The organism is Anaeromyxobacter oryzisoli, from assembly GCF_022690765.1.
Taxonomy (GTDB): Bacteria; Myxococcota; Myxococcia; order Myxococcales; family Anaeromyxobacteraceae; genus Anaeromyxobacter; species Anaeromyxobacter oryzisoli.
Window position 1 is genome coordinate 97,322 of sequence record NZ_JALCZA010000004.1, and the last position, 11,256, is coordinate 108,577.

The 11,256-nt window shown below is 72.9% G+C and carries 7 protein-coding genes; 3 read left to right on the plus strand and 4 right to left on the minus strand.

Annotated features, from left to right (window positions below; translation table 11 throughout):
• Positions 1 to 244: 244 nt before the first annotated feature.
• Complete coding sequence (locus MNZ27_RS02390; RefSeq protein WP_242392424.1) at positions 245 to 1,486, plus strand: multidrug effflux MFS transporter; 1,242 nt, start codon at positions 245 to 247, stop codon at positions 1,484 to 1,486.
• 313 nt (positions 1,487 to 1,799) lie between these two features.
• Entirely contained in the window at positions 1,800 to 4,091 is a 2,292-nt protein-coding gene (locus MNZ27_RS02395) for a trehalose-6-phosphate synthase (protein WP_242392425.1), read from the plus strand.
• Here MNZ27_RS02395 and MNZ27_RS02400 read toward each other — a convergent pair.
• Both MNZ27_RS02400 and MNZ27_RS02405 read right to left on the minus strand, forming a co-directional pair.
• Positions 4,088 to 5,191 carry a site-2 protease family protein gene (locus MNZ27_RS02400; protein WP_242392426.1) on the minus strand — a complete coding sequence of 368 codons (1,104 nt, stop codon included), beginning with the start codon at positions 5,189 to 5,191 and terminating at the stop codon, positions 4,088 to 4,090. The genes MNZ27_RS02395 and MNZ27_RS02400 overlap by 4 nt on opposite strands.
• 422 nt (positions 5,192 to 5,613) lie before the next feature.
• Complete coding sequence (locus MNZ27_RS02405) at positions 5,614 to 6,486, minus strand: NHL repeat-containing protein (RefSeq protein WP_242392427.1); 873 nt, start codon at positions 6,484 to 6,486, stop codon at positions 5,614 to 5,616.
• A gap of 464 nt (positions 6,487 to 6,950) precedes the next feature.
• Between MNZ27_RS02405 and MNZ27_RS02410 the strand changes: the two genes are divergently transcribed.
• Positions 6,951 to 9,428, plus strand: coding sequence for an ATP-binding response regulator (locus MNZ27_RS02410; RefSeq protein ID WP_242392428.1), 2,478 nt, complete (start codon positions 6,951 to 6,953; stop codon positions 9,426 to 9,428).
• On the opposite strand, the gene MNZ27_RS02415 is transcribed toward MNZ27_RS02410, so the two are convergent.
• Both MNZ27_RS02415 and MNZ27_RS02420 read right to left on the minus strand, forming a co-directional pair.
• Positions 9,410 to 9,952 (minus strand): endonuclease V, encoded by a 543-nt coding sequence (locus tag MNZ27_RS02415; RefSeq protein WP_242392429.1) that lies wholly within the window; start codon positions 9,950 to 9,952, stop codon positions 9,410 to 9,412. The two genes, MNZ27_RS02410 and MNZ27_RS02415, sit on opposite strands and share 19 nt — an antisense overlap.
• 82 nt (positions 9,953 to 10,034) lie before the next feature.
• On the minus strand, positions 10,035 to 11,249 hold the full coding sequence (locus MNZ27_RS02420) for a serine hydrolase domain-containing protein (RefSeq protein ID WP_242392430.1): 1,215 nt from the start codon (positions 11,247 to 11,249) through the stop codon (positions 10,035 to 10,037).
• Positions 11,250 to 11,256 lie beyond the last annotated feature (7 nt).

Consider the following 11,256-nt stretch of genomic DNA (forward strand, 5'->3'; position numbering starts at 1 on the left):
TGAGCCGCGCCGAGCCGGCCTGGCGCGCGCGCGGCGAGGCGATGGCGCTGGACCAGCCTCGCTCCCGCGATGGCTGCCCCGGACGTGGGCGGCCGCCGCGCGAAAGTTCCGCTGAAACGGCTGCACCCGAGCTTCGGGGCCCCTACAATCGACCGCCCGGCGCTGGCCAGCCGACGCACCAGCGGAACGGGCCTTGCACGCTCCGGCGTGCATCGTGACGTGCAACAGGAGCGATCCACCACACATGCCCCATCGACTCGCTCGCGGAGATCACCGCGGCCTCCCCCTCCTGCTCGCCGCGATCTCGGCGATCGGCCCCTTCTCGACCGACGCGTACCTACCGTCGTTCCAGGAGATCGGCCGCGCGTTCGGCGCGCCCGCGCTCCTCGTCCAGCAGACGCTCACCGCGTACATGATCCCCTTCGCCGTCATGACGCTCTGGCACGGGGCCATCTCCGACGCGCTCGGCCGCCGCCGCGTGACGCTCGGGATGCTCGCGCTGTTCTCGCTCGCCTCGGTGGGGTGCATGCTCTCGTGGCGGATCGAGGCGCTGCTCTTCTTCCGCGCCGTCCAGGGGATGACCGCGGGCGCGGGGATGGTGATCGGCCGCGCCCTGGTCCGCGACCTCCTCGAGGGCGCCGAGGCGCAGCGGCTCATGAGCCGCATCGCCCTCGTGTTCGCCATCGCGCCCGCGCTCGGCCCCGTGGTCGGGGGCTGGCTCCACGTCTGGTTCGGGTGGCGCTCGGTGTTCGCGTTCCTCGCGCTCTTCTCCGCGGGGCTCGTCGTCGCGTGCTGGCGCGGGCTGCCGGAGACCCTGCCCGCGGCGCAGCGCCGGCCGCTCGAGGTGCGCTCGATGGCGAGCGGCTACCGCGAGGTGCTCGGCTCCCCGGCCTTCCTGGCGCTCGTCCTCGCGCTGACCTTCTGCTTCTCGGCGGTGTTCGTCTACATCGTCTCCGCGCCGACGTTCCTCGTCCAGCACCTGCGGGTCCCCGAGACCGCGTTCCTCTGGCTCTTCGGCCCGATCAGCGGCGGGATGCTGCTCGGCACGTCGCTGTCCGGGGCCCTCGCCGGTCGAGTCTCCCCCCGGCGCACCGTCGCGCTGGCGTACGCCGCGATGGCGCTGTCGGCCGGCGCGAACGCGGCCTTCCACGCCTTCTTCGCGCCCGCGCTGCCCTGGAGCATCCTGCCGCTCGTCGGGTACGTGCTGGGCACGTCGCTCGCGATGCCCTCGTTGACGCTGATGGCGCTCGACCTGTTCCCCTCGCGCCGCGGCCTCGCCTCCTCGTGCCAGGCCTTCGTCCAGACGTCCGGCAACGCGGTCGTGACCGCCGTCGTCGCGCCGTTGCTGTGGGGCTCCGCGCGCGGGCTCGCGTTCGGCATGATGGCGATGCTCGCGGTGGGGGGAGCCTCGTTCCTGGCTTACGGCGTCTGGCGGCGCTGCTCCGCGCCGGCGCAGGACGTGATCGTCGGCACGAACGCCCTTTGATGCGCCGGATTTCCCAGCCGATCGGCCCCATCGATCCGCTCACGACGCGGAGGCGGGAGGGACCACGTGAGGCGAGCGCCCACACGGAGAGCCCGGCACCTCCGACGATCCTTCGCGAGGATCCTTTGCGTCGAAGGTCCTGCGGGCCCTCCGCGGGCGTTTCTTGAGAGCGGCGCCGCGTCGCGTTAAGCTCGTCGATTGGGTGCAGCGCCGACGGCCGCTGCAGGTCTAGACGAATGGTCGGGCCGCCATTCGGAACGAGCGAACCTCCGGGTTCGCCGCCCTTCGTGCGGGCGCTTTCCGATGGGTGGCGATGGCGTACAGGATCCTGCTCCCGCTCCTCGGCATCCTCGCAGCCCTCGCGTGGGGTGCCACGTGGTTCGTCAACGGGACGACGCGCTCGTGGTTCGAGCGGGACGTCCAGCTACGCACCCGGCTCGTCGCGGCCGGCGCGCGCGAGGCGCTCGCGACGTACTTCCGCGCCGGCGATCGCCAGAAGCTCGCGGCGGTGCTCGACGAGATCGCGCGCGACGACCGGATCATGGCGGCGGCGCTCTGCACGCCTTCGATGAAGCCGCTGGCGCGCACCTCGGCGCTGCCTTCCCGCTACGCGTGCGACGCGCTCGCGAAGCGCGGCGTGGTGGACGCGCCGAAGGCCGGGCTCGACCTCTTCGAGGAGCCGGACGGCGGGCTCGTTCACGCCGCCGTCGTGCCCATCCTGGACGACGACCGGATCGTGGCGCAGCTCGTGGTCGTACACGACCTGAGCTTCGTCGCGCGCCGGGAGGCCGCGATGAGACGATTCACGGTCGGGGCGTTCGCGGTCGTCGCCCTGCTCGCGTCGATCGCCACGCTGCTCGTGCGGAGGTTCACCTGGCACCGGTGGACCGAGGAGATCCTGCGGGTGCTGACGTTGGGGAGGGGCGTCGTCTGGGGCCCGCGAACCCGGCAGGAGAAGAGGTTCGGCCCCCTCCTCTCGGATCTCCGGGCCATGATGACCGAGCTCGCGTCGGATCAGGGCGTGAGCGCGGGGGGGAAGTGGACCCCCGAGCGCCTCCACGGCGTGCTCACCGACTCGCTCGACGGCGACCGGGTCGTCATCCTCGCGAACCGCGAGCCATACGTGCACGACCGCGGCCCGGACGGCGCCGTCCACGTCCAGCACCCCGCGAGCGGTCTCGTGACGGCGCTCGAGCCGGTGATGCGCGCGTGCTCGGGCGTCTGGGTCGCGCACGGCAGCGGCTCGGCGGATCGGGAGGTGGTCGATCGCCGGGACCGCGTCCTCGTGCCCCCCGGAGAGGAGTCCTACGCCATCCGTCGCGTCTGGCTGAGCGAGTCCGAGGAGCGCGGGTACTACTACGGCTTCTCGAACGAGGGGCTCTGGCCCCTCTGCCACCTCGTCTACACGCGCCCCGTGTTCCGCGTCGAGGACTGGCGGCAGTACCAGAGCGTGAACCGCCGGTTCGCGGACGCGGTCTGCGAGGAGGTCGAGGGGCCCGATCCCGTCGTCCTCGTGCAGGACTACCACTTCGCGCTCGCGCCCCGGATGATCCGCGAGCGGCTGCCGCGCGCGACGATCATCTCGTTCTGGCACATCCCGTGGCCGAACGCCGAGCGGTTCGGCGTCTGCCCATGGCATCGCGAGGTGCTCGACGGGATGCTCGGGTCGAGCATCCTCGGCTTCCACACCCAGCAGCACTGCAACAACTTCCTCGAAGCGGTGGACCGGTTCCTCGAGGCGCGCATCGATCGCGAGCGCAATGCCGTCGTGCTCGGCGGGCGCGAGTCGCTCGTGCGGCCGTACCCGATCTCGATCGAGTGGCCGGACCGCCGGGCGGCGACGGCGCCGCCCGTCCCGCGGTGCCGTCGCGAGGTCTTCGCGGAGCTGGGGCTCGGGCCGGACGCGCTCCTCGGCGTGGGCGTCGATCGGCTCGACTACACCAAGGGCATCGAGGATCGCCTCCTCGCCGTCGAGCGCCTCCTCGAGCGTTTTCCCCGGTTCCGCGGGAGGTTCACGTTCGCGCAGCTCGCGGCGCCCAGCCGGACGCTCATCCCGGAGTACCGCGCGCTGAGCGAGCGGGTGGACGCCCTCGCGAGCCGCATCAACGGGCGCTTCGCCGAGGGCGCGTGGAAGCCCGTCGTGGTGCTGCGCGCGCATCACGAACCGCCCGCCGTGTTCCGGTACCTCCGCGCGGCGGACCTCTGCTACGTGAGCAGCCTGCACGACGGCATGAACCTGGTCGCCAAGGAGTTCCTCGCCGCGCGCGACGACGAGCGGGGGGTGCTCGTGCTCAGCCGGTTCACCGGCGCGTCCCGCGAGCTGACCGAGGCGCTGCTCGTGAACCCGTACGACCTCGAGGAGGCGAGCGCCGCGCTCGCGACGGCGCTCGCCATGCCTCCTGCCGAGCAGGCGGAGCGCATGCGGGCGATGCGGGCCCACGTCGGCGAGTTCAACGTCTACCGATGGGCCGGGCGGATGCTCGCGGACGCCGCTCGCCTCAGGAAGCGGGACAGGCTCACCAACCGGCTGTCCATCGCGGGCGCCTCCGAGGACGATGAAGCGCTCCCCCGCGCCGGATCGCCATCGCCGTGCGCGCGCCGCTAGACGCGCTGCTCCGCCGACGTCCACGGCGCGATCGGCGGCGGCGGCGACGGGTGCTGCGTCGCCTCCAGCTCCTTCAGCTGCAGCCCGCGCGCGAGGTCGAGCTGGCTCAGGACGGCGACGAGGTGCCCCTGCTCCACGACGGGCACGACCGCGACGTTCGAGGTCATGAGGGCGCGCACGGCTCGGGCCGCCTCGTCCGCGGCGTCCACGGGCTCGACCCGCCTGACCACGTCCCGGACCTGGAGCCGGTGCCGCTCCTCCCTCGGCACCTTCTTGACGTCCTCGAGGGTCACGATCCCCGCCACCGCGCCCTCCTCCTCGACCGGGTACGCGACGCGGCGCTCGCGGATCATCCGCTCCCCCAGCTCGTACACCGACGTGGAGGCCTCCGCGGGCTCCGTCCGCTGGATCGGGAGGTCTCGTACGCGGAGCTTCCCGAGGAGGGCCTTCACCAGGACGCTCCGGTTCTCCGCCTCGGCGCCCACGTACACGAAGAACGCGATCACCATGAGCAAGATGTTGACCGTCACGAAGCCGACGATCGCGAACAGCAGCGCGAACACCTTGCCCGCGTCGGCGGAGACCCGCGTCGCCCGCAGCGCGCCCCAGCGCTCCTCGAGGAGCCCACGGAGGACGCGCCCTCCGTCCATCGGAAACGCCGGGAGCAGGTTGAAGAGGCCGAGGGCCACGTTCAGGTAGAACAGGTGGAAGGCGGTGAAGGTGAGCTCGAACTGCCCCGTCGCCGCGAGCGCCCGGTGGAGGAGGTAGAAGGCGCCCCCGAGCGCGAGGCTCGTGAGCGGCCCCACGAGCGCCATCACGGCCTCGACGCGGCCAGGCCGCGGCAGCTCGGAGATCTGCGACACGCCGCCGATCATGATCAGGGTGATGTCGCGGACCCTGCCGCCCTTGCGCAGCGCGTAGAGCGAGTGGGCGAGCTCGTGCACGAGCACCGACGCGAAGAGCGCGATCGCGACGACCAGCCCCCAGAGCACGGGCGCGCCGCGGAGCCTGTCCGCTGGTACGCCGGCGGCGCGCGCCGCGTCCGTGAACACCCGTCCGAAGCCGACCGCGAGCAGCGGCAGCACGATCAGGAACGTCACGTGGATCCGGATCGGGATGCCCCTGACGCTTCCGATGCGTAGCGCGCCTCCCCTGAACATGCGCCCTCCGTTCCGGTGCCCACCGCGCGGGCGAGGAGCGGTCGCCTGCGCCGGATGCCGACGGGGGCGACATCGACGGAGCCGCCGCGAGGGAGGCCGTTCGACCGGCGCCGCCATGGGCCGCGCGATCAACTTGGCACCAGCGGTTGGCGTGCGCATGCGATGCGTCCGAGGGCCCGCGAACACCGCGGTCCTGGGACAGGGTGAAGACCGACGGCTCGCCTCGGCGAGCGTCGAGGCTCCGTGACGGGGAGCGCCCTTCGCGCCGGTCGCCACCGCCCGGCGCACGTGCCGCCCGCCGGTCACGCCCGCACGTGCGCTCGAACGAACCGCAAGGGGCCGAGCCGGGTCCGGGACCGTGGTCAACGCACGAACACCTTGATCAGCCGTCCGCCGCCGCCGAGATCGGTGACCAGCAGGTTGCCGTCGAGATCGAACGCGAGCCCGTGCGGCGCCTCGAGACCGGTGATCAGCTCCTCGTGCATCGTTCCGCGGAGGCGGTGCAGGACGCCATCGCCCACGGTGTTGACGTAGACGTCCCCGAGATCGTCGCCGAGCACGTCGTCGGGGAGGTTCAACCCGGTGAGCAGCGTTTGCGGGGTGCCGTCGGTCCGCACCAGCACGACGTCGCCGCCGTCCTCGTCGGCGACGAGGATGCCGCCGTCCGAGCGCACGAACGCGCCGGTCGGACGCACGAACGGGGGTTGGCTCGCGCTCGCCACGCGGATGGGCGTGGCCGCGGCGCCGTCGAGGCTGACCCGCAGGAGCGTACCGTTGGGGCTGTCGGGCACGACGATCGAAGGGTGCGTCGGATCGAACGCCAGGCCGTCCACGCCGAGCTTGCCCGTGGAGTTCGACAGCGCGCGGAACAGCGTGACCGATCCGTCGCTCGGATCGACCCGCGAGAGCTGGTTCCTGCCCTGCTCGCAGACGACGAGCGCCCCGTCGAGAGCGACGATCCCCTCGGGGTGGCTGAGCGCGCGAGCGACGAGCGTCGCCTGGCCCGTGGCGGGCGACCACGCCGACAGCGTGCCGCCGGACTCGTCGCTGACGTAGACCGTCCCGCCGGGCGCGACGGCGATGTCGTCCGGCTTCCCGAGACCGCTGACCAGGACGCGCGCGGAGACGGAAGGATCGACCGTCAAGCCGGGTGTCGGCGAGGGGCGGGGCGCCGCCTGGCCGCAACCGGCCCAGGCGAGCGCGAGCAGGGGAAGCGCGATCACCCGCATCTCCATCGCATTCTATGGGTGAGCCGCGCGGCGCGCCCGGCGGCGAGCCCTCGAGGGTGCCGATCTCGATGCGGCCGCCACACGCCCGAGGGCCGGCTTCCCTGGGCCCTCGACCGACGACGTCCGCGGGCAGATCAGGACGCGCATCGAGGAGATGCGGAGCCGCTTCACGGGCTCGAGTCACGCGTTCCGAGCGCCTTCGACGGGTCCGGCGCCGCGTGGCCGCATGCGGTGCACCCGAGGGCTGCGAACACCGCGGTCCTGGGACGGGGTGAAGACCGACGGCTCGCCTCGGCGAGCGTCGAGGCTCCGTGACGGGGAGCGCCCTTCGCGCCGGCCGCCACCGCCCGGCGCACGTGCCGCCCGCCGGTCACGCCCGCGGAGAGCGCGCTCGGACGAACCCTCTGGGGCGCAGCCGCTCCCCTCCAGTCGGGTCACCATCGTGGCGGCGCCTCTCCGCGGAGCCGGCCATGGTCCAGACGCTGCGCGAGCTCTTCTCCACCTCAGAGTTCATGCCTCACGGGCACTGCTACCTGTGGAGGCCGTCGCTCGTGACCCTGCACGTCACGAGCGACGCCCTCATCGGCACCGCCTACGTCGTCATCTCGCTCCCCCTGTGGCACCGGGTGGGCAGGTTCCGCCTGCCGGTCTCTCCGATGATCCTGGCGTTCGGGCTGTTCATCGGCGCCTGCGGCCTCACGCACTACATGGAGATCCTCACGCTGTGGGATCCCCAGTACTGGATCTCCGGGGGCGTCAAGGCGGTGACGGCGGTCGCGTCCGTCGCGACCGGCGTCTACCTGATCCGCCTGCGTCCCGCCGTCGTCGGCTTGACGCAGACCGCGCAGGTGTCGGAGGAGCGGCGGCTGGCGCTCGAGGTGAAGAACCGCGAGCTCGAGGCGCTCTACGCCCAGGTGAAGGAGCTCGACGACGCGAAGACCCGCCTCTTCGCGAACGCGAGCCACGAGCTGCGCACGCCGCTCGCGCTCGTCCTGGGCCCCGTCGAGAAGCTGCTCGGAGAGGAGCTGCCCGCGCAGGCGAAGCGGGATCTGGAGATCGTGCGGCGAAACGCGCGGCTCCTGCTCCGCCACGTGGACGAGCTGCTCGAGGTCGCGCGGCTCGAGGAGGGGCGCGTGAAGCTGCAGCTCGGCCGCGTCGACCTGGCGGCGATGCTCCGCGGCGTGGTCGGTCAGTTCGACGTCCTCGCGCGCGAGCGGCGCATCCAGGTCGAGGTGAACGCGCCCGAGGCCACGCCCGCGCGCGCGGACGCGGCGAAGGTGGAGCGGGTCCTGGCCAACGTGGTCGGCAACGCGTTCAAGTTCGCGCCCGACGGCGGCCACGTGCGCGTCGCGCTGGCCGTCGCGGACGGACGCGCGGTGATCCGCGTCGAGGACGACGGCGCGGGGATCGCGCCCGAGCTGCGCGACGCCGTGTTCGAGCGGTTCCGACAGGACCCGGGGCGCAAGGGCCGCGGCGGGGGCGCGGGGCTCGGGCTCGCGATCGCGAGGGAGTTCGTGGTCCTCCACGGCGGCAGCATCCACGTGCGCGACGGGTCGCTCGGGGGCGCCCTGCTCGAGACGGAGCTCCCGCTCGAGCCCCCGCCGCTCGTCCTCGTCGGCGCGGAGACGACCACGCCGGCGGCGACGACCGGGGACGGCAGCGCGGCGGCGGCGCTCGTCGAGGAGCTGCGCGCGCGCGTCACCGGGACGCTCGCGACCTCCGGCCCTGCCGACGCGCCGCCGGTCCTCGTCGTCGAGGACAACCCGGAGACGCTCCGCTTCGTCGCCGAGGCGCTCGGCGCCGAGTTCCGGATCGACACCGCCTCCGACGGCCGCGAGGCGCTGCAGAAGATAGAGGTCCTGCGCCCGGACGCCATCGTCACCGATCTGATGATGCCGGAGGTGCCCGGCGACGTGCTGCTCGACGAGGTGCGCAGCCGGCCGGCCGTCGCCGACACCCCCACGATCGTCCTGACCGCGCGCGCCGACGAGGCCGTTCGCGTGCGCTTGCTGCAGGAAGGCGCCGCCGACTACGTCGTGAAGCCGTTTCGTCCGGAGGAGCTGCGGGCGCGCGTCCGGAACCTCGTGTCGATGAAGCGCTCGCGCGACGTGCTCGCGCGCGAGCTGCAGAGACGCAGCGGCGACCTCGAGACGCTCGCGTCCGAGCTCGCCCGCCGCAAGCGCGAGCTCGAGGTGTCGCTCGAGACCGCCCGCGTCGCGCGCGACCAGGCGGAGCGCGCGAGCGCGGTGAAGAGCCGTTTCCTGCGGCTCGTCTCGCACGAGCTGCGAACGCCGCTCACCTCGATCCAGCTCGGGATCGGCAGCCTCGCGAACGCGCGAGACGGGCCCCTCACGCCGAAGCAGGCGGCGACGACCGCGCGCGTCTCGCGGGCCGCGACGCGCCTCGTCGGCCTCCTCGAGTCGCTCCTCGAGTACACACGCGTCGAGACCGGCAGGCTCGTTCCCCACCCCGAGCCGGTGGACCTCGCGGCGCTCGCGGCGGAGGTCGTGGACGACGTGCTGCCGCAAGCGCAGCAGAAGCTCATCGCGCTCGCGCTCGAGCCGTCGCCTCCGCTCGCGCCGCTCAGGACCGATCCGCGGCTCCTGCGCCTCGTGCTCGTGAACCTGGTCGTGAACGGGGTGAAGTACACGGCGCACGGCTCCGTGCGGGTGGCGCTCGGGCGGGAGCAGGACGCGTACTGGATCGAGGTCCGGGACACCGGCCCGGGCATCCGCGACGAGGACCGGGAGCGCCTGTTCCAGCCGTTCGAGCAGCTCGCCGCGCCCGGCACGGTCGGCGGGGTCGGGCTCGGCCTCGCGCTCGTGAAGGGGGTGGTGACCTCCCTCGGCGGGAAGCTCGACCTGCGGAGCACGATCGGGCGCGGCTCGACCTTCCGCGTCGAGCTCCCCACGACGGACGTTCGCGGGGCTCAGCCCGGGGAGGAGTAGAGCGCCTTCGACCGATCCGGCGCCACGTGGCCGCGCGCGAGCTGGTCGGCGCGCTCGAGGAGCGTGGGCATGCGATGCGCCCCGTGCATGCCTCGGACGAGCGCGGCCGCCCGGTGGACGTCCATCCCGACCGCGCCGACGAACAGCGGCCGGCGGCTGCCGCCGCGGAGGACGGGCACCGCGCTCCCGCCCGCGAACGCGGACTTCGCGACGCCGACGACGGCCCACCGCGCGCCGATCGCCTCGTGGAGCCGCGCCCCGAGCCCGGGCTCACCCGCGCGGAGCCAGACGTGGCCGTCCACGATCGCCGCCTCGACGGGATGGCGCTCCTCCACCTTCGTGACGGCCTCGAGGAGGAACGGCAGCTCCCGCCTGTAGAACGCGCCCGGCTCGTACGGCGCAGGCTCCGCGTCGGAGCGGGTCACGTACTCGAGGATCGACGCCTCGTCCGACCACGCCGCGAAGCCAACCGCCGCGGTGGTCGCCGCGTGCGCCGCGTAGTGGACGTCCAGGGCGACGAGCATCACCCCGGTGATACCCTGCTCGCCTCACGGCCGCTCTCCGAACCGAAGAGGCGCTCTCACCGACGTCCGCGGGGGGCGCCCCTCACGCGCGGTAAGGATCGGGCTCGCCGATCGAGCGGTACATCGCCTGGCGCAGCGCGGCTTCCCGCGGATCCTGCAGGTGGGTGCCCATTCGATTCGGGATGTACGCGTAACCGATCCCGGCGTGGGGATCGGCGAAGCCAGAGGATCCCCCTGCCCCCGGGAATCCGAACGCGCTCGGGTGCGCGAACGGGTTCCTCGGGCTGGGCTTCGCGAAGCCGAGGGAGAGCTGGATCTCCACCTTCAAGCACTCGTCGCGGAAGCCGTGGACCGGGCGGACCGCGGGCGACATGAGCTGCCGCAGGGTCTCCTCGCGCAGCCCGAGCTCGCTCCCGCCGGTCGCGAACACGCCGTAGGCCCGCGCCATCGCGCGTGCCGTGCCCACCCCTCCTCCGGCGGGCACCTCCAGATTGCGGGCGTAGACGTGGTCGCTCTCCGCGGGCAGCTCCGACCCCAGCAGCGCCCGGCGGATGCGCGATCGCGGGTTCAATATCGGGAGGACCAGCGGCAGAGGCATCCCGACCATCGCACCGAGCATGCTCGCCGTGCGAAGCGGAGCCAGCCTCGAGTCCGGGATCTCCTCCGGGAGCCGGATGTAGAAGTCGATCCCCAGCGGCGTCGCGATCTCCTCGTGGAAGAACCGTCCCAGGGTCCGGTGCCCGGGGTCCACCCGCCGCAGCAGCTCGCTCTCGTAGAAGCCGATGGTGATCGCGTGATAGGCCTGGCGTTCGCCGGGCGGCCAGGCGGGCTTCTGCCGCGCGAGGACGACGGCCAGCTGGTCGGGATCCGCGACGAGGCTCCTCACCGGTCGCTCGTCCAGGGCGAACAGCCCCGCCTGGTGCGACAGGAGTTGCCGGACGGTGATCCGTCCCTTGCCCTGCTGGGCGAACTCCGGCCAGTAGGTGCTCACGTGCTCGTCGTAGTCGAGGAGCCCTCGCGAATGGGCGAGCGCCATCGCCAGGCCCGCCATGCCCTTGGTCGTCGAGTGGACCAGGGCCATGGTGTCCTCTTCCCACGGTTCGCCCGTCTCCTCGTTCCGGATGCCGCCCCAGAGATCGACGACCTTCTCGCCGCGCAGATAGACGCAGCAGGCCGCACCCAGCTCACCGCGGCGCTCGAAGTTCTCGATGAACGCTTCGCTGACCGGCTCGAACCCTGGCCTGGTGAAGCCCGCGATGGCGTGCCTCACCGTCCCGGCCCCCTCGCGCTCGCTCATGGCGACA

Excerpts from the sequence above, each read along its gene's own strand:
- MNZ27_RS02395 (WP_242392425.1), top strand. The coding sequence starts at position 1,800 with ATGGCGTACAGGATCCTGCTCCCGCTCCTCGGCATCCTCGCAGCCCTC.
- MNZ27_RS02410 (WP_242392428.1), top strand. The coding sequence starts at position 6,951 with ATGGTCCAGACGCTGCGCGAGCTCTTCTCCACCTCAGAGTTCATGCCT.
- MNZ27_RS02405 (WP_242392427.1), bottom strand. The coding sequence starts at position 6,486 with ATGGAGATGCGGGTGATCGCGCTTCCCCTGCTCGCGCTCGCCTGGGCC.
- MNZ27_RS02390 (WP_242392424.1), top strand. The coding sequence starts at position 245 with ATGCCCCATCGACTCGCTCGCGGAGATCACCGCGGCCTCCCCCTCCTG.
- MNZ27_RS02420 (WP_242392430.1), bottom strand. The coding sequence starts at position 11,249 with ATGAGCGAGCGCGAGGGGGCCGGGACGGTGAGGCACGCCATCGCGGGC.
- MNZ27_RS02415 (WP_242392429.1), bottom strand. The coding sequence starts at position 9,952 with ATGCTCGTCGCCCTGGACGTCCACTACGCGGCGCACGCGGCGACCACC.